Below are 18,357 nucleotides of genomic sequence, written 5' to 3' on the forward strand. Positions count from 1 at the left end.
ACAATTAACCACCTGTTTTTTAATGAAAAATAAAAAAGCCGCACAATAATGAGCGGCTTTATTTTAAATTTCGAACAATGTTTCCATATATTCTTACGTAATTTAACCCTTATATGCGTATTTATTTACGTAATTTGTATAAGTGATCAAATTTAGCATCCCAGTATGGCGTGCTACCAATGTGCCCCTTAATAAAGTCAATGAATGCGCTGACTTTTGGTGCAAGATGTTTACGACGAGGGTAAACCGCTTGAAGTGGTAAGTTATTGGTTAACTGCCAATCAGGTAGTAAAGGAACTAAAGTCCCTTGCTCAATTTCGTCTTCCATGAGGTAACTTGCAAGATACGCAATGCCTAAGCCGCTGACAGCGGCGGATTTAAGTGCAGGTGCATTATCAACACGGAAGTTACCAGAAACACCGATCTCACAGTAATCTTCACCTTTCTTGAACTGCCACATACTGTGTTCATGCCACTCACCTTGATATACAAGACAGTTATGATCAACTAACTGTTCTGGGCGAGAAATTGTGCCATGTTGAGCAATATACTCAGGTGATGCAGCTAAAAGGAACTGACACTTCATTAAAGGACGTGCCACCATGCCCAAAGGTAATTGCTCAGACATAGTTAATAGTAAATCTAACCCTTCGCTGACCACGTCAACCTTATGATCCAATAAGCTAACCTGTAGCTCTAACTCAGGGTGTTTAGCCATAAACTCAGGTAATGCAGGGATAATATGCATAGTACCGAACGACTGCGAAATACCTACTTTCAATACACCACGAGTAGCATCATTAAGATTGTGCACACTCGCCACGGCTTGCTCTGCATCTCTTAGCAGCTCTTCACCTTGGATATAAAGTAAGTTCCCGGCCTCAGTAAGACTCAAACTACGTGTAGTACGTTGAATAAGTTGAACCCCAAGTTTATGTTCAAGATCAGCAACCTGAGTACTTACTTTGGATTTAGATATACTCAGTCTTCTCGCTGCAGCGCTGAAACTACCAGCACGGGCAACATGAGTAAAAATAGCAATAGGTTCTAACAGTTCTAACATTGGAGTCGCCTTACGCTGTTTACGACATTAAAAATAGTTTTTGGTATGCAAATAACTGTAACTTGCCCGAAACAAAACTGAGCAAAAATCAGTCAGGAATGCAGTGTAAAAATAATACACAGAACACCAAAAAAGAAATTAAATACAGATAATCCGTTATCTTGAATAACCAACCAAAACTAAAACAATAAGTTAATAGGTTAGCAATTCAGTTTTATAATTTTAGGAGTATACCAAAAAAACTATAAATGGCTCTATATTTATAATATACAATTTTTTTATCAGAACAAATAATTAGTTTCTTAGAAATGTCGTTGAATAAGGGGATTAAGCGGATTAATAACGAAAAAGCCCCTGCAAAAGGTTGCAGGGGAAGGTCAGGTACATTTTAACAATGCTATAAATTGAACAATCAAGATAATGAATAATTACCGCTAAAGAATAGGTAATTGTTATTACCTTAAGCTTCACTCAAGCTTAAAGAGTCACTCAAGATAAATTACTCATATAACTCGTGATCTAATGTTGCTAATTGGTAATCAGACAACTGAGGGATAGACTGGCGCATCTCACCTTCTATAATCATAAGTTCTTCAAAGTCTTCACAAATCTTTTCAGCTTTCGCTTCGATAGCTTCTGATTGCTCAGCAACTTGTAACTCAATATCCTCGCCCATTTTTTCCATTTTCTTTCCGAACGAGTCCATTTTCTCTTCGAAGCTACCACCTTCTGAAGACATCATTTCAGCACCAAGGGCCATCATAAAACTGCCCATAGAATTTTCTATCATCGCTTCCATTTCTTTCTGGAAGTCTTCATTGAATGCTTGCTCAATTGATGATTCAGTCGCTCTTAGATAGAATTTATCGCCTTGCTGATAAGCAGCTTCATCCAAGCGGCTTTGAATGCCTGCTAACATTTCATCAAGCTTAGCCCCTGTCGCATCACCAAAAATTGGCGTAAGCGCTAAACTCACAGCGTCGGTGGCAAGTACGACGACTTCATTAACGAGATCGATAATTTCTGGAACTTGCTTAGATAAGCCTTCAGAATAATCTGACACTAAGTTTTGTTGCTTAGCGTTAAGTTTAATTTTATTACCTTCAACAAATAATTCGCCCATTTCGACACGATATAACTCTTGGCCTTTTTCACTAACGAGTAGTTTTTGCGGTTCTACCGTCACATCATAATTTAAGGTTACATTGCATTGCTGATCTTCAATTGACAGTTTAGCCATTGCAGGGTTGAAGGCGCCAGCTGTAAAAATTAATCCTGATAATGCAATGCCTTTAAGTAACCCTGTGTTGGTATAATTTAACGTTTTCATTAGCCATTTCCTTGCTGTTAAACAAATACAATCTTTCACGACTAGACTGTATTTTTAATAATAAGTGAACCAAAACTCTATTAAGTGACTTAGCGCCAGTTAAAGAACGCTTTACTTAATCCATATAAAGCACACAGCGTGCCAAAATAGATAAATCATTATATTTCAAACAATTAAGAAAACATTCTAGCAACGAATTAGGCGGGATTACTAAAAAAGTTTACTCAGTTTGCGTGAGATTAACCATAAAGTGGTTTATTTCACACATTAATAATATAAGTTCATCAGCGCTTTTCTGCGCCGATAGCAGAATAAAGATCGCCTAATTAGAGCAGGTTATAATTCAGCCGTCTTGGGGCTGAAAATTTTGAACCGTAAGATTTTGAAACCTAAAGTTTTGAAACTGAAAGTATTGAGACTGAAAGTATTGAAGAGGAAAGACTTGAAATACGACGTATTGAAGTAAAAAGCATTAAGCCGCTTTTAAAATATCGAGCGGCCTAGAGATTGCGAAAGGTGTTCTAGCATGTGTGTGCCAGCGAGTGAGTTGCCATTTTGATCAAGTTCAGGTGACCAAACACAAATGGACATGTCTCCAGGAATTACAGCAATGATGCCACCGCCTACGCCACTTTTACCCGGCATACCAACTCGATAGGCAAACTCCCCTGCACCATCATATAAACCTGATGTAGCAAGCAAAGCATTCAGCTGGCGAGTTTGTACAGGTGTAATCAACTGATGACCTTGTAAGGTTTTCCCTCGATTAGCTAAATAGAACATCGCTTTTGATAAATCCGCGCAGTTCATTTTTAATGAACAGTAATGAAAGTAACTTTTTAATACCGTATCAACATTACCTTCGAAATTTCCAAAAGACTTCATTAAGTAAGCAATAGAGGCATTTCTAGCGCTGAATTTGAACTCAGAGTTAGCCACATTCTTGTCAAAACAAATATGTGAGTTACCACTAAGCTTTCGTACTTCTTCCAACATACGATGCTTAGGGGCGCTTTGTCTTGCTTGAATCAAATCGGCAATCACTAAAGCACCGGCATTAATAAAGGGATTTCGCGGGATCCCGCGTTCTAATTCAACTTGTACAAGCGAATTAAAGGACTGACCCGAAGGTTCTTTACCTACTCGACACCAAATTTCATCTTCAGAATACAAACTCAACGCCAGAGTTAAACTAAATACTTTGGAGATACTTTGAATTGAAAATGGCTCAAGATAGTCGCCAGCGCCCACAGTTTGACCATCAGCTGTGGTGACTGCTATGGCAATTTTATTCGGATCGACATTACCCAATGCTGGTATGTAGTTTGCGACCTTCCCAGAACCAATAAGTGGCCGAACTTTGTCGACCACTTGTTCTAGCAATATTTGCTCAGGCATCGGCTATATTAGCCCCACCAGATATCATAAAGTGCACTAACTTCAAGTTGAGGCACTTTTTTCGATTCCCAAAATGCTTTCACAGCAGCAACGTCTTCTTCAGTACATTTACCGATTTGCTGCGTTGCAATAATACCTTCCCACATTTTATGACCGCCGCCATGGAAGCCTAATTTACGAGGCTCGATAACTTGATCGATAAACTCGTCAACAGCTTTATCAATATCCTCTTCAGAAATTGATTCTTCGAACGTCCAGTTGACATCAAAACCAAGTTCTTGGAACTCATCAACGCGTAACTTTTTACGTAAACGGCGAGTACGATTCTTAGCCATGTTTTTATCCTAGTTAGTATTAAATGAAGATATTGTTATAACAAGTTGAGGAATAAGCTTAGCTTACTCGCTCAAACATCAAGTCCCAAACACCATGACCTAAGCGATGGCCTCGAGCTTCAAATTTAGTTAATGGGCGATGTTCAGGACGCTCAACGACAGTATTAGTTGCTGACTGGTTTTTATAACCATCAGCAGCAGACATCACTTCTAGCATATGTTCACTGTAATTTTCCCAATCTGTCGCCATGTGGAAGACACCACCAATTTTAAGCTTACGACGGATTAGTTGAGCGAACTCAGCTTGTACGATACGGCGCTTATGGTGACGTTTTTTGTGCCATGGATCAGGGAAAAATAGTTGGACTCTCGCTAACGAACCATCAGCAATACTATTTTCTAATACTTCCATCGCATCATGATGATAAACACGTAAGTTAGTTACCCCAGCTTTACCAGCATCGACTAAACAAGCACCAACACCCGGTTTATGCACTTCGATACCAATATAGTTTAGTTCTGGCGCAGCGTTAGCCATCTCAACAAGTGATGCCCCCATACCAAAACCAATTTCTAACACTGTATCCGCGTCACGATTAAAAATCTCAGTAAGATTGATAGGTTCAGGGGTATAATCTAAGCCCATCGTTGGCCAATATGACTCAATGGCTTGTGCTTGACCTTTAGTCAGGCGCCCTTCTCTTAATACAAAACTTCTAATCTTACGAAGATATTTACCATCTTCGTTATATTCAGCGGTAGTAACGTCGCTCATTATTGCCTCATCAATTGGGTGCTATATAAAGTGGCCCAATGTGTCACTTCAAATCATAAAATAGTCAGTAAGTATATCGTAAAATGAGTATGACTAAACTACTTAAGCCACTTTGATAGCAAGATTCTTATCGTTATTTTGGCAATTTACATATATTGAACCACTAAAAATCACTTTAATGCTTCAATCCTCCATTTTAACGAGTATTTTGTTTCAGCAAATTAAATGCTGACTTGTTTAAGCTAACCTTGCCATATACACTGCCTCGATGAAAAATGTTAACTCTTTTTCCGAGCGTATCATCGCTTGGTACGATATCAATGGCCGTAAATCCTTGCCATGGCAATTGAATAAAACCCCATATAGAGTATGGATTTCAGAGATCATGTTGCAGCAAACTCAAGTTGCTACCGTGATCCCGTATTACGAAAAGTTCATGTCTAGTTTTCCAACTATCGCTGACTTGGCTGCAGCAAGTGAAGATGATGTGCTTCACCATTGGACAGGCCTTGGCTATTACGCACGAGCAAGAAACCTTCACAAAGCGGCTAAAACAGTCTGTGAACAGTTCCAAGGTAAGTTTCCCGAAAACATAGACGATGTCATCGCACTTCCCGGTATTGGTCGCTCTACCGCTGGAGCAATTTTGTCACTTTCCCTTGGGCAACATCATTCCATTTTAGACGGTAACGTAAAGCGCGTTCTAGCAAGACATGGAGCCATAGAAGGATGGCCTGGTAAAAAGTCTGTAGAACAACAGCTTTGGACGCTTACCGATAAACTGACACCCAAAAAAGAGATACGAAAATTTAATCAGGCAATGATGGATATAGGTTCTGCGGTTTGTACTCGCAGTAAACCTCAATGTGAACGCTGCCCTGTCGCTATTGATTGCCAAGCGCAGCTATCTGGCAGACAAACCGAATTCCCAGGGAAAAAACCTAAAAAGACGATACCGACCAAGTCAGCACTTATGTTGGTGCAACAGCATCAAGGCGAAGTTATACTTTTTAAAAGGCCACCAGCGGGTATTTGGGGAGGGTTATGGTGTTTCCCTCAATTTGAGTCACAACAAGCTTTGCAAGATTATGTTTCTAAAGAATTTAGCGATAAAAACATTGACCATTGCGAACCTGAGTGGCTTGCTGGGTTTAGACACACATTTAGTCATTTTCATTTAGATATTCAACCCGTTTTAGTAAAGATTGAAACAGAGCAAAATAATCGCCCACTTGAAAACACGACAATGGAACAAAACCAGACACTCTGGTATAACATACATCATCCAGCTAAAGTCGGATTAGCCGCAGCAACAGAGCGGATTTTATCTCACTTAGTCGCACTTTCAGCAGCAGATCCAACATCAGGATCCCGTTAAGGAAACATCATGGCTCGTAATGTTAATTGCGCATATTTAAACAAAGAAGCAGCAGGACTCGATTTTCAACTTTATCCAGGTGAAGTCGGCAAACGTATTTTTGATTCAATTAGTAAAGAAGCTTGGGGTTTGTGGCAAAAAAAGCAAACGATGCTAATTAACGAAAATAAATTGAACATGATGAATGTTGATGACCGCAAGTTCCTCGAAGAGCAAATGGTTAACTTTTTATTTGAAGGTAAAGACGTTGAAATTGAAGGTTATGTACCACCAGCTGAAGATGAGTAATTGTTAACGCTGGTTTATTGCTTGTATCAGTTCAACCTGCGCTGATACAAGTTTTCTTAATATAACTGTTTTAATAGTCATAACCGCTAACCTCCTATTCGATCAATTTTCTCATTTGGTTGCTATTACTATCTCACTATTTCTCTCATTGCTAAAAGTTCCCTTTATTTTCAATTGTTCTTCATCAAATGTTAAAACCGTGACCTCGTTATTAATAATTAAATAAACTCAACAATATGTCAGGTAGGCAACATTAAAAATGGCTATTTCTCTCTATAATATTCAGCATATTACCTTAAAGAGATTTTGTATGTTTAAGCCTCTCGTTCATTCAATTTTAGCACTAAGCCTTTGCTTATCAGCTCCTAACTTAGCCGCTGATCCACTAGGTATGAAACCCATTCCGCTACCGGATGCGCCTTTAGGTTATCTCGTTCATAACCCATATGAAAATGCACCGTTAACAGCATTAGTGACGCTTAATGGTCATAAGATCTCCAATGTGGAAGTGACAGTTCATGCTAAGGATGACACGGGAGTTGCGATTAACTATCAAGTCGATGACATGCGCGTCATGAATGAAGGCGGTGTGCCCATTTTTGGTTTATACCCTGCGCTAATGAATCACTTTACCGTGAAATGGACCGAAAATGGCCAACAACATAGTCATGATTACCAAATGCTTACCCCTGATATTGATATGGGCTTTTCCGAGAGTCAATGGGCCAAAGCCCCTATCGTTGAAGTTGAACATGTCGATGCAGATTTTAAAGACCGCTTATATTTTGTAAATTGGACCAACCCTGACGGTAAAACAGGTCAATTAGCGCACAATAATCCCGACGCACCAGGTGCTTTTTCTTGGGACGGTAAACCAGGCTTTTTTATTATTGATACCGCGGGCGATATTCGCTGGTATTTAAACCCGTATACCACTCATGATTCAAAGAGTTTTGAAAATGCAGGTTACGCTATGGGAATGAACATAACCGTCGATGGCAATATGGTTTGGGTACAGGGTCAAGGCTGGAAGAAAATGTCCTTAATGGGCAGAATGATTTCAGAGCACAGCTTGCCTGGTAACTTTATTGATGCATCCCATGAAGGTATTGAAGCTAGCAACGGCAATATCTTTATCAGAGCCGCCGCCAAAGATTATCGTCGTCCTGATGGTATGCTAGTTAACACGATTAGAGATCAAATCATCGAGGTCGATAATACCGGAAAACTAATTGATTACTGGGATCTAAACAGTATTTTAGATCCTATGCGAGATGATGCTTTATTATCATTAGATGCTGGCGCAGTGTGTTTAAACATCAATGCAAGTCAAGCGGGACACCAAACTACATTAGAAGATTTAAAAAATGCCCCCTATGGTGATATCCACGGCGTTGAAACGGGTCGAAATTGGATTCATGTCAATTCTATCGACTACGATAGCAGTGACGACAGCATTATTATCAGTTCTCGTCATCAATCCGCTGTCATAAAGATAGGCAGAGATAAGCAAGTGAAATGGATATTAAGTCCAGCTAAAGGCTGGTCTGAAAAGTTTGCCAGTAAACTGCTTACTCCTGTGGATGAACAAGGTAATAAGCTTAACTGTAACGAAAAAGGTTTATGTCGCGGCACTAATTTTGACTTCTCTTACACCTCACATACTGCTTATTTAGTACCAGAAAAAGGCACACTAACGGTATTTGATAATGGTGATGGACGTCATCTTGGCCAGCCTATGTTTGCCACTGAAAAATACTCTCGCTCAGTTGAATACAAAATTGATGAACAGAATCTCACGGTTCAACAAGTATGGGAATACGGTAAAGATGAGTTAGGTTACGATGGCTACTCACCAGTGACCTCAATCGTAAAATACCAACAAGATAAAGACAGCATGATGAGCTACTTTGCATCTGCAGGGTTATTTGGTTTAGGTGGCGGTTATGGCAACCTTAAAATGGATGACACCACAGGTAAAGTTCAGTCGATATTAGTAGAGCATCGTTACGGCGAGACGAAACCTGCCGTTAGAATCAATATTGGCAGCCATGATTTATTTGCTACGGGCTATCGTGCACAAGTCATTAAAGTACAAGACATGCTTAAATAAGATGCTTGATTAAATAAGCAACTCGGTTTAATCATCTCTATTTATAATCATTATTTCTTAAACGCCTTTCTAGAATCTAGAAGGGCGTTTTACTTTTCCCTCAAGCGCTATTTTTACTAAACAATACCTTACTAAACAATGCCTACTAAACAATGCCTACCAAACAATGCCTTACCAAACAATGCCCTACTAAATCATGCTTTAACTTGATATTGGTTAGACTTTGATAACAAGAAACCCAAATTTCCCTTCCCTATATCGTTATGTTGTAAATCCTCTAAAGTAATCCGTAAACCTTTAGCTATCGCGATTAAAACTCATCGCTAACTTTCAGTATTTATACTTAAAAAAACCGCACAATTTTGATGCCACAGCCATAAAAAACTCAGTTTAGCCCAAATTAACACTGGTCAAAATTTGATTAATCATTTACATTCTAACAACAATGTAAGCGCTTACACTAATTGTTAAAAATAAATATCAATAAAAATCAGATAGCTGAAAGTGGGCTTTAAAAGCAAATTGGATGGAATCAACCAAGGTAACCATAACAATGGCTCAAAATATCGAACAGACTAATACCGTCTCTGAAAAATTATCGCTAAGAGAAAAAATTGGATACGCCCTTGGGGATGTGGCATCTAACTTTTATTGGCGTGTATTTGATGTATTCCTCTTTATTTTTTATACCGATGTATTTGGTATTTCAGCTGCTGCAGTCGGCACTATGATGTTGGTTACTCGCCTTATTGATGCTTTCTCGGATCCGTTGATGGGAGCATTAGCCGATAGAACTTCCACTCACTTTGGTAAGTTTAGGCCCTATTTATTACTGGGCATTATCCCTATCGCCGCGGCAGGTATACTCACTTTTACTGTTCCAGATCTAGGCGATGATGGCAAGATTATATGGGCGTATGGCACATATATTTTCATGATGTTGGCATACACGTTTATTAATGTGCCTTATGGCGCCCTTTTAGGTGTAGTCACCGCTGACAGTCAAGAACGTACTACTTTGACCAGTTTTCGATTCATCGGTGCTTTTTCTGGTGGCACACTCGTCGCTTACCTGACTCCTGAGCTTGTGACCTTGCTAGGTAATGGAGACCAAGCTCTAGGCTGGCAACTGACAATGGGGTGTTATGGCTTAATCTCTGCAGTTTTGTTTACGCTCACGTTTTTCGCGACCAAAGAACGAATTTCACCACCCGTTAATCAGCAAACCAGTATCAAACAAGACCTGATTGATCTATCGAATAATAAACCTTGGTTAATATTATTCTCACTAGCACTGATTATTATGTTCACCATCACTTTGCGCGCCAGCACCGGGACATTTTATTTTAAATATTACGTCGGTCGAGAAGACTTAATTGGAACATTCACGGCTGTATATATGATTTCATTAGCGATTGGGGCAGCATCTACACCAATACTTAGCCGCTATTTTGATAAACGCAGTTTATTGATTGGTTTGATGAGTTTAGTTGCTGTCTTTTCAGCTGGTTTTTACCTGATTCCACCCAACAACATTACTCTAATGTTTATCATGCAAGCCTTAATTGGTTTCTGTCTTGGCCCCAAATCACCGCTGGTGTTTTCCATGTATGCAGATACTGCAGATTACTCTCAATATAAAAATGGACGCCGAGCAACAGCAATGATTTTCTCTGCCGCTGCTTTTTCTCAAAAATTGGGGGGAGCATTTGCAGGCGCCATGATTGGTTGGCTCTTATCTTCAATGGGCTATGTGGCCAATCAGCAGCAATCACCAGACTCTCTGATGGGAATTTTACTACTGAACACATTAATTCCAGCCATATTTGCATTATTAGCGGTTTGGGTTGTTAAACATTACAGCTTAAACGAAGCCAAAATGGCTGAGATTTCTCAGCAATTATATGCAAATGAAAACGCCAGTAACCAAAATAAGCCTAAGGCAAAAACAAGCCAGCCAAACCTTCATACTCAAACAACAGCTCAGGAATAAATAGTGATCACTTACCATCAGGCAAACGGTGCTGTCAGCCTAAACAGCCCAACAAGTATGCCAAATGCTTGTGGCTTTTTATGGAATAAAAAAATGATGATTCAAATGAATTGTCGTGGTTATGCCGTTGCCCAATTTATGCAACCCGAGCCTGCAAAATATGCTCACGGCCCTGCTCTTGAAGCTAAAACTTTTATGCAGCCTGAGCATCCATATTTTAGCCATCACCCAGGAAGATTCTTTTATATAAAAGATAATCAATCTGGTGAGTTGTTTTCTATTCCTTATGCCCCCGTCAAGCAAGCTACTGACTCTTTTAAGTTTATTGTCGAAAAAGAAAAAATCAGCTGGCACATCACTCACCTTGATATCGTTTGTGAGTTATCACTTACATTAACTACCACTGATTGCGCTGAACTTTGGCAACTTAATATCACAAACAATAGTGGTCGCTCACGTGACTTGAGTATCTACAGTTACTTCCCAGTAGGTTATATGTCATGGATGAACCAATCTGCACATTTTGATGCCGAGTTAAATGCCATTTTGTGTGAGTCAGTAACACCGTATCAAAAAATAGAACAATACTTTGCCCATCAAAATTTTAAAGACACAACGGTATTAATGAGTGATATTGCCCCGACAAGTTACGAAACTCGCCAAGCAGTATTTGAAGGTGAAGGAGGGCTTAATAACCCTGATGCTATCATCAATCGAGCATTAGCATCTAAACCTGCTCATTACCAAACACCGGTTGCTGTGATGCATTATGATTTACCTTTGCAGACGAAGCAGCACTTTCAAGCCAACTTTGTTTTTGCCCCTGTAAAAGATAAGTTTGAAGCCAAGCAATTACAGCAACACTATTTGGGCTCTCCTGAGAAACGAGAAAAAATTAACAAACAATACCAAGAGTACATCGCTCAAGCTGACCTACAACTGAGTATAACTAGCCCTAATATGGAGTTTGATAACTTTATTAATCACTGGTTACCAAGGCAAGTTTTTTACCATGGTGATGTCAATCGGTTAAGTACAGATCCGCAAACAAGAAACTACCTTCAAGATGCAATGGGAATGGTTTACCTCAAGCCTGATGAAACAAAAGCCGCATTCGTTAAGGCGTTATCGCAGCAAAATAGTAGCGGTAAAATGCCTGATGGTATTTTATTAAACCCAGAGTCTGAACTTAAATATATCAACCAAATCCCACATACGGATCATTGTGTTTGGTTAGTTATTTGTATTACCGCCTATCTTGACGAAACAGCAGATTATGAATTCTTACACCAGCCTATTCCCTTTGCAGATGACATAGCGCCTAAAACAGTTTTCGAGCATATTGAATTGGCATTGACATTTTTATGGTCTCAACGAGATCATCGTGGTCTGAATTACATCAATCAAGGTGATTGGTGCGATCCGATGAATATGGTGGGATATCAAGGCAAAGGCGTATCGAGCTGGTTAAGCTTAGCCAGTGCTTACGCCATGAGGTTATGGTCTAACGTTGCTAAATCAACAGGTAATGCTAGCCTTGCCGAATCATTATCACAGCAAGCGAGTACATTAAACCAAGATGTGAATCAGCATTGCTGGGACGGTGAATGGTTTGCTAGAGGCATTACCGATGCCGGAAACTGCTTCGGTGTGAGTCAAAATCAAGAAGGTAGGATTTATCTCAACCCGCAAAGTTTTGCAATGCTATCAGGTGCTATCGATAACAACCAATGGCAGAAAATGAAGTTGCAGATAAAACAACAACTTCAAACGCCGTTTGGCATGATGATGCTTGCGCCTAGCTACACCCATATGAATGAAGAAGTTGGTCGCTTAACTCAGAAATTTCCTGGTACTGGTGAAAACGGTTCAGTTTACAACCATGCTGGTGCTTTCTATATTTTCGCCCTATTTGAGCGAGGTGAAACCGAAGCTGCATTTGAATTACTGCATACAATGATTTGTGCAGAATCAGAAGCAAATGCCCTCTCTCGTGGGCAACTTCCCGTCTTTATCCCTAATTACTTTCGTGGAGCGTATTTTCAGTTCCCTGAAGATGCTGGTAAATCGAGTCAATTATTCAATACTGGTACCGTTGCATGGATCTATCGCATTGTTATTGAGCAACTCGTTGGCCTTAAAGGCACTTCAAAGGGGATAAAGATAAAGCCTCAGTTACCTAAATCATGGCCAGAGCTACATGTCAGTCGACGATTCAGACAAGCCCAAATAACGATGCAGGTAAGTCACACAACCACTGTTACTACACAACAAGTTTGGGTTGATGATGTGCCACTAGAAAGCGATGCCAAAGGCGAGTTTAATTTTGATGTTTTACCTAAGCAAACATACCGATTAAAAGTATTGCTGCCTATAAGCTAGATTCAAAAATGACTCGCCAATATGAAAAATTAGATGATTGAATTGATAGCTTTACGCTATTCAATATAGGTAAGCTACCGGTTGATAACATCGACATCAACCGCGGTAACATATCAATTCTCGTCTGCGGTTAAACTAACACGGATTAACACTATGGAATGGTTCAACAAACATGTCTCCTTCATAACAAGACTGACATTCACCCAAAAGCATATGACACAAGCAGCGATATCACTGCTCGTACTCCCAGCGTTTTTTTCATCGTACAGTGTGCAAGCCACTACTGAAGACAGGTTCACTGAGTATGTCCATCAACCTATTATGGTCAATTATGCCAATGAAGAAATTAACATTGATGGAGTCCAGAATGACGCGGATTGGCAACATGCAAACTGGCACCCAATTGATAACATGATCATTGGTGCTGCAATAGATAAAAATGATTTTAGTGGTCGCTACAAGTTGCTTTGGCGTGAAGACACGCTCTATCTACTCACTGAAGTCATTGATGATGTGTTATTTGATCAAACCGCGGATCCAACTGTACTGTATTGGGATGACGATACCGTTGAAGTGTTTTTAGATGAAGATGCCTCGGGTGGTGAACATCAATTTAGCCACAACGCCTTTGCTTATCATGTTGCTTTGGACAGACAAGTTGCCGATTTTTCAACTCAAAAACAAGCAATGACATTCAATGAACATATTACAACTGTTTGGTCTCGCGATGAGGCTAACCCACAAAAAGTATATTGGGAAATGGCAATTAAGGTATTCCCTGACAATTATAATGATTCATTAACAGCATCTGATGACCATCAAGTATCGCCAGTCACCCTTAGCAGTAATAAAAAACTCGGATTTATGCTGGCTTATTGTGATAACGACGGCAGTAAAACGAGGGAAAACTTTATTGGCTCTCACCCCATCAAAGCCGTGAATGGCGATATGAATCGAGGGTATAAAGATGCCAATGTATTTGGCCATATTATATTAACTAACAAGCAAAATTAGCCAATCCACCTACACTGACATACAAAAAACGCCGCTCAATAACTGAGTGGCGCTTTTGTGAATAACCGGACTAATCTTTTTTCAGTCGATTAAATATTCGATTGCGCAGTTTCGTTATTGTTTAATCCCTTCAATGACGAGAGCTAAGCTCACATTTGCTGAAGCTGGGCCTAGGTCCATTTTTATCCCAAAATCTTTCATTGCAAATTCTGTCGTACCTGCAAAACCTGCTCGATAACCACCCCATGGATCTTTACCTTCACCAATGACTGTCGCATCGATTGCCACAGGTTTGGTCACGCCGTTTAGCGTTAAGTTACCATTTACGACCACTTTCCCATTGCCTTTATCTTCAACTGTCGTTGATACAAACTCGGCCTTAGGAAATTCACCCGTATTTAAAAAATCACTTCCACGTAAATGCTTATCACGCTCTGCATGATTTGAATCAACACTGGTTGTATTAATGGTTACTTTAACCTTAGTGTCGTTGATCTTATTAGCATCGTAGCTAAAGTCACCACTAAAATCGTTAAAGCGGCCTGTCACAAAGCTATAGCCTAAATGATTGACCTTAAATTGAATTGATGCATGCGCTCCTTGGGTATCAATTTTGTAGTCTGCAGCATTGGCCATCGCAGGTACTAACAAAATGGCGCCAAATACCGTGCTAATCAGTTGCTTTTTCATTATGTATTCCTTTATATAAATTAATCATGTGATTAAAAGTGATGAAGTATAATTTTCCGACGCTTGAGTGAAATAAGTACTCGATAGGCTACTTCGGTTTTACGGGTTTTATCATTCTTGTCAGGGTGCTATCTTTATCAATAAGTTGATGTTTAATCGCTCCAGCGGCATGAATCACAACTAAAGCAATTAACCCGTATGCAAGATATTGGTGAATAACACCTGCAATGTCTTCTTGATTAGTGATAAAGCTACCCAAACTAGGTAATTCAAACCAATCAAATACCATTATTCCCCTACCGTCGGCTGTGGAAATCAAAATGCCACTTGTCATTATCAGTAGCATCAATAAATAAAAAGCCCTATGAGTCCATTTGGCGGCCTGTTTTTCCCAATGTTTGTGTGATGAGTTAGCCTGTGTTGTGACAGAGATAAAACGCCATAGGATGCGTATAAGTGTTAAACCAAGTAGCAGTACTCCGACACTTTTATGGATATTAGGCGCAGTTTGATACCAGCTGCTGTAATACGTTAAATCCACCATCCAAAAACCTAAACCAAACAAACCTAAAATGGATAATGCGCTAACCCAGTGAAGTAATATTGTGAATAAGCCATATCCATCTCGTGTATTGACCAACATGTTTCGTCATCCCTCATATTTGATAGAAATGAGTTTATAGATAAAAATATAAAATAAAATGGCTAAATTTCGCTACAATCATTCGATTTTTTAGAACATTTATAAAATACCGAATACCAAGTAAGCTGGTTATTTCTAACAATGCCGAGTTTTATATTGACAAAAAACATGCATTTTGAACATTTACTAGCCGAACAATAAAAAACTTGTAAAAAGCACTTGCGTCAATAAAACCATCCCTATAATATGTGCGCACTCCAAACGGCACAGACACTAATGACCAAGTTAGTTTCTTATTTGAAGTAGTTAACTAACGCTTAGTTTAGTTGCCCGAATAGCTCAGTCGGTAGAGCAGAGGATTGAAAATCCTCGTGTCCCTGGTTCGATTCCGGGTTCGGGCACCACAATTTAGCCGGCATAGCTCAGTTGGTAGAGCAACTGACTTGTAATCAGTAGGTCCCGAGTTCGACTCTTGGTGCCGGCACCATATACAGAATAGCCACTCAAATGAGTGGCTTTTTTGTGTCTAAAATTTGATGCTAACTTGTCCCATTTCCCATCGTAAAGTTGTATTTATTTCGCTAACGACTAGAGAACAATAGAATTCATCAAAATTACAGCACCAGCTTCCCCTAGTCTTATATTCTTACTATTACTTCTATGCCTACTCTTACTCCTACAGTACCAAACAACGATTTCGTAGTGTGTTTAGTTCAAATTTAATCCAATAAAACACAAAATTGCTGTTTTATTGATTGATCGAATATAAAAGCGTAAAAAGCACTTGCACGAAAATCACCATGACTATAGTATGTGCGCACTCCAAACGGCACAGACACTAATGACCAAGTTAGTTTCTTGTTTGAAGTAGTTAACTAACGCTTAGTTTAGTTGCCCGAATAGCTCAGTCGGTAGAGCAGAGGATTGAAAATCCTCGTGTCCCTGGTTCGATTCCGGGTTCGGGCACCACAATTTAGCCGGCATAGCTCAGTTGGTAGAGCAACTGACTTGTAATCAGTAGGTCCCGAGTTCGACTCTTGGTGCCGGCACCATATACAGAATAGCCACTCAAATGAGTGGCTTTTTTGTATCTAATTTTTACTATTTCACCCATCCCGAACTGCCCTTTTATCATTTAATAAAGTAACCATTCACCTCATCATTTATTTGTCTGACTAATTTGCCGGCTTATTAAGCAAAATTTCTATCAGTGCATATACTGATATTTCCTCATCTTTATGTAAACAATCTCGTAGTTACTTGTTTAATCGCTAATTTAGCTGTTAACTTATAATTGGTGTTCAAAAAATCTACACAGCTCTTCAATCATATAGGGAAATAAAAATGGTAAGAATGAAAAAACTCCTCGGAGTCACTGCTGCGATAACATTAGGAATGCTATCAGCCAGTGCTACCGCTGCTAGTAAACCCAATATTCTCGTCATATGGGGCGATGACATTGGGCAAGCAAATGTCAGTGCTTATACCTTTGGTTTGATGGGTTATCAAACGCCAAATATTGATAGTATCGCCAAAGAAGGGTTAATGTTCACTGACTATTATGGCGAACAGTCTTGTACTGCGGGCCGTTCTACCTTTATTACAGGTCAAAGCGTGTTCCGTACTGGATTAAGTAAAGTTGGTTTGCCTGGCGCTGATATTGGCTTACAAGCAGAAGATGCCACGATAGCGGAAATCTTAAAGCCTATGGGTTATGCCACGGGTCAATTTGGGAAAAACCATTTAGGTGACAAAGATGAGTTCTTACCTACTGCCCATGGTTTTGATGAATTTTTAGGAAACCTGTACCATCTTAATGCAGAAGAAGAACCTGAAAACGTTGATTACCCAAAAGATCCTGAATTTTTGAAAAAGTTTGGCCCTCGAGGCGTTATCAAATCATCAGCTGATGGCAAGATTGAAGATACTGGGCCATTAACGAAAAAACGAATGGAAACCATTGATGATGAAACCGTTTCGGCGGCAATTGACTTCATGGAAAAAAGTGTAAAATCGAAAAAACCATTCTTTGTATGGTGGAACGGAACACGTATGCATTTCCGTACCCATGTTAAACCTGAACTACAAGGCTCAAGTGGCGTCAGTAATTATGCTGACGGTATGATTGAGCATGATAACCATGTTGGTCAACTGCTTAAGACTGTTGATAAACTAGGTATCAAAGATAACACGATCGTATTTTACTCAACCGATAACGGCCCACACATGAACACATGGCCAGATGCGGGTTTAACTCCGTTTAGAAGTGAGAAAAATACCAGCTGGGAAGGCGCATTCCGTGTTCCTGCGATGGTGAGATGGCCCGGTAAGATTGAAGCTGGTAGCGTTTCCAATGAGATTATGCACCATATGGATTGGCTACCTACCTTCGCTGCAGCGGCTGGCGATAGCAAAGTAAAAGAGAAGCTACTTAAAGGCTATAGCGCAAATGGCAAAAAGTTTAAAAATCATCTTGATGGCTACAACTTCTTACCTTACCTAACAGGCAAGGCAGATACCGGGCCTCGTGAAGAAATCTTTTACTTCACTGATGATGGTGATTTAGCCGCTCTGCGTTATAAAAACTGGAAAGCGGTATTTTTAGAACAGCGTGTGACAGGTACATTACAAATATGGGCAGAGCCTTTTGTTGAACTGCGCTTACCTAAGATATTTAACCTACGTATGGATCCATACGAGACTGCTGACCGCACGTCTAATACCTATTATGACTGGTTAATAGACAGAGCATTTTTATTAGTGCCTGCGCAAGCTTATGTGGCTCAATTTTTAGAAACATTTAAAGAATATCCTCCAAGACAAAAAGCAGCGAGCTTTAGTTTGAAGCAAGTCATGGAGAAACTAGAAAAGCCAACTAACCATTAATCAGTTTATTGGCAAATTGTAGTAAGAACCAAATGTAGTAAGAGCCAAAATTTATTAGTGTAATAAAAA

General features: G+C 39.6%; 14 protein-coding genes and 4 tRNA genes. 11 read left to right on the forward strand and 7 right to left on the reverse strand.

Annotated elements, in window-relative coordinates; translation table 11 throughout:
- Positions 1-121: 121 nt before the first annotated feature.
- The 5 genes from J8L86_RS01820 to trmB all read right to left on the reverse strand — a co-directional run bounded on the left by J8L86_RS01820 (position 122) and on the right by trmB (position 4,901).
- Positions 122-1,063 carry a LysR family transcriptional regulator gene (locus tag J8L86_RS01820; protein WP_055026350.1) on the reverse strand — a complete coding sequence of 314 codons (942 nt, stop codon included), beginning with the start codon at positions 1,061-1,063 and terminating at the stop codon, positions 122-124.
- 499 nt (positions 1,064-1,562) lie between these two features.
- Positions 1,563-2,393, reverse strand: coding sequence for a YggN family protein (locus J8L86_RS01825; protein WP_211028447.1), 831 nt, complete (start codon positions 2,391-2,393; stop codon positions 1,563-1,565).
- Positions 2,394-2,876: 483 nt separating this feature from the next.
- Positions 2,877-3,791, reverse strand: coding sequence for a glutaminase B (gene glsB, locus J8L86_RS01830; protein ID WP_055026352.1), 915 nt, complete (start codon positions 3,789-3,791; stop codon positions 2,877-2,879).
- Between the two features lie 8 nt (positions 3,792-3,799).
- Positions 3,800-4,126: a 50S ribosome-binding protein YggL gene (locus tag J8L86_RS01835; RefSeq protein WP_055026353.1), complete on the reverse strand. Its 327-nt coding sequence runs from the start codon at positions 4,124-4,126 to the stop codon at positions 3,800-3,802.
- A 58-nt stretch (positions 4,127-4,184) separates the two neighbouring features.
- Positions 4,185-4,901, reverse strand: coding sequence for a tRNA (guanosine(46)-N7)-methyltransferase TrmB (trmB, locus tag J8L86_RS01840; RefSeq protein ID WP_055026354.1), 717 nt, complete (start codon positions 4,899-4,901; stop codon positions 4,185-4,187).
- Between the two features lie 268 nt (positions 4,902-5,169).
- On the opposite strand from trmB, the gene mutY reads away from it, so the two are divergent.
- The 6 genes from mutY to J8L86_RS01870 all read left to right on the forward strand — a co-directional run bounded on the left by mutY (position 5,170) and on the right by J8L86_RS01870 (position 14,069).
- The gene (mutY, locus tag J8L86_RS01845) at positions 5,170-6,279 is read left to right on the forward strand and encodes an A/G-specific adenine glycosylase (protein WP_211028448.1); all 1,110 of its coding nucleotides are present in this window, start codon (positions 5,170-5,172) and stop codon (positions 6,277-6,279) included.
- A 9-nt stretch (positions 6,280-6,288) separates the two neighbouring features.
- The gene (locus J8L86_RS01850) at positions 6,289-6,567 is read left to right on the forward strand and encodes an oxidative damage protection protein (protein ID WP_055026356.1); all 279 of its coding nucleotides are present in this window, start codon (positions 6,289-6,291) and stop codon (positions 6,565-6,567) included.
- A 310-nt stretch (positions 6,568-6,877) separates the two neighbouring features.
- Complete coding sequence (locus tag J8L86_RS01855; RefSeq protein WP_211028450.1) at positions 6,878-8,680, forward strand: aryl-sulfate sulfotransferase; 1,803 nt, start codon at positions 6,878-6,880, stop codon at positions 8,678-8,680.
- A gap of 553 nt (positions 8,681-9,233) precedes the next feature.
- Positions 9,234-10,673: an MFS transporter gene (locus tag J8L86_RS01860; RefSeq protein ID WP_247663134.1), complete on the forward strand. Its 1,440-nt coding sequence runs from the start codon at positions 9,234-9,236 to the stop codon at positions 10,671-10,673.
- A 3-nt stretch (positions 10,674-10,676) separates the two neighbouring features.
- The gene (locus J8L86_RS01865) at positions 10,677-13,055 is read left to right on the forward strand and encodes a hypothetical protein (RefSeq protein WP_211028454.1); all 2,379 of its coding nucleotides are present in this window, start codon (positions 10,677-10,679) and stop codon (positions 13,053-13,055) included.
- 153 nt (positions 13,056-13,208) lie between these two features.
- Positions 13,209-14,069: a CBM9 family sugar-binding protein gene (locus J8L86_RS01870; RefSeq protein ID WP_247663135.1), complete on the forward strand. Its 861-nt coding sequence runs from the start codon at positions 13,209-13,211 to the stop codon at positions 14,067-14,069.
- A 114-nt stretch (positions 14,070-14,183) separates the two neighbouring features.
- Here the strand turns inward: J8L86_RS01870 and J8L86_RS01875 are convergent, their stop codons facing one another.
- Positions 14,184-14,759 (reverse strand): YceI family protein, encoded by a 576-nt coding sequence (locus tag J8L86_RS01875; RefSeq protein ID WP_211028458.1) that lies wholly within the window; start codon positions 14,757-14,759, stop codon positions 14,184-14,186.
- 88 nt (positions 14,760-14,847) lie between these two features.
- Entirely contained in the window at positions 14,848-15,402 is a 555-nt protein-coding gene (locus J8L86_RS01880; RefSeq protein WP_065109071.1) for a cytochrome b, read from the reverse strand.
- 328 nt (positions 15,403-15,730) lie between these two features.
- On the opposite strand from J8L86_RS01880, the gene J8L86_RS01885 reads away from it, so the two are divergent.
- The 5 genes from J8L86_RS01885 (at position 15,731) to J8L86_RS01905 (ending at position 18,288) form a co-directional block, all read left to right on the forward strand.
- Positions 15,731-15,806 (forward strand) — tRNA-Phe (locus J8L86_RS01885).
- 7 nt (positions 15,807-15,813) lie between these two features.
- Positions 15,814-15,889: transfer RNA gene (locus J8L86_RS01890), tRNA-Thr, on the forward strand.
- A gap of 406 nt (positions 15,890-16,295) precedes the next feature.
- Positions 16,296-16,371 (forward strand) — tRNA-Phe (locus tag J8L86_RS01895).
- A gap of 7 nt (positions 16,372-16,378) precedes the next feature.
- Positions 16,379-16,454 (forward strand) — tRNA-Thr (locus tag J8L86_RS01900).
- 292 nt (positions 16,455-16,746) lie between these two features.
- Positions 16,747-18,288: an arylsulfatase gene (locus J8L86_RS01905; protein WP_211028460.1), complete on the forward strand. Its 1,542-nt coding sequence runs from the start codon at positions 16,747-16,749 to the stop codon at positions 18,286-18,288.
- Positions 18,289-18,357 lie beyond the last annotated feature (69 nt).

It is taken from the genome of Shewanella sp. MMG014, from assembly GCF_018100775.1.
Taxonomy (GTDB): domain Bacteria; phylum Pseudomonadota; class Gammaproteobacteria; order Enterobacterales; family Shewanellaceae; genus Shewanella; species Shewanella japonica.

What these genes read in the sequence shown, in the direction of transcription:
- J8L86_RS01820 (WP_055026350.1), bottom strand. Translation starts at nt 1,063, where the DNA reads ATGTTAGAACTGTTAGAACCTATTGCTATTTTTACTCATGTTGCCCGT.
- J8L86_RS01825 (WP_211028447.1), bottom strand. Translation starts at nt 2,393, where the DNA reads ATGAAAACGTTAAATTATACCAACACAGGGTTACTTAAAGGCATTGCA.
- glsB (WP_055026352.1), bottom strand. Translation starts at nt 3,791, where the DNA reads ATGCCTGAGCAAATATTGCTAGAACAAGTGGTCGACAAAGTTCGGCCA.
- J8L86_RS01835 (WP_055026353.1), bottom strand. Translation starts at nt 4,126, where the DNA reads ATGGCTAAGAATCGTACTCGCCGTTTACGTAAAAAGTTACGCGTTGAT.
- trmB (WP_055026354.1), bottom strand. Translation starts at nt 4,901, where the DNA reads ATGAGCGACGTTACTACCGCTGAATATAACGAAGATGGTAAATATCTT.
- mutY (WP_211028448.1), top strand. Translation starts at nt 5,170, where the DNA reads ATGAAAAATGTTAACTCTTTTTCCGAGCGTATCATCGCTTGGTACGAT.
- J8L86_RS01850 (WP_055026356.1), top strand. Translation starts at nt 6,289, where the DNA reads ATGGCTCGTAATGTTAATTGCGCATATTTAAACAAAGAAGCAGCAGGA.
- J8L86_RS01855 (WP_211028450.1), top strand. Translation starts at nt 6,878, where the DNA reads ATGTTTAAGCCTCTCGTTCATTCAATTTTAGCACTAAGCCTTTGCTTA.
- J8L86_RS01860 (WP_247663134.1), top strand. Translation starts at nt 9,234, where the DNA reads ATGGCTCAAAATATCGAACAGACTAATACCGTCTCTGAAAAATTATCG.
- J8L86_RS01870 (WP_247663135.1), top strand. Translation starts at nt 13,209, where the DNA reads ATGGAATGGTTCAACAAACATGTCTCCTTCATAACAAGACTGACATTC.
- J8L86_RS01875 (WP_211028458.1), bottom strand. Translation starts at nt 14,759, where the DNA reads ATGAAAAAGCAACTGATTAGCACGGTATTTGGCGCCATTTTGTTAGTA.
- J8L86_RS01880 (WP_065109071.1), bottom strand. Translation starts at nt 15,402, where the DNA reads ATGTTGGTCAATACACGAGATGGATATGGCTTATTCACAATATTACTT.
- J8L86_RS01905 (WP_211028460.1), top strand. Translation starts at nt 16,747, where the DNA reads ATGGTAAGAATGAAAAAACTCCTCGGAGTCACTGCTGCGATAACATTA.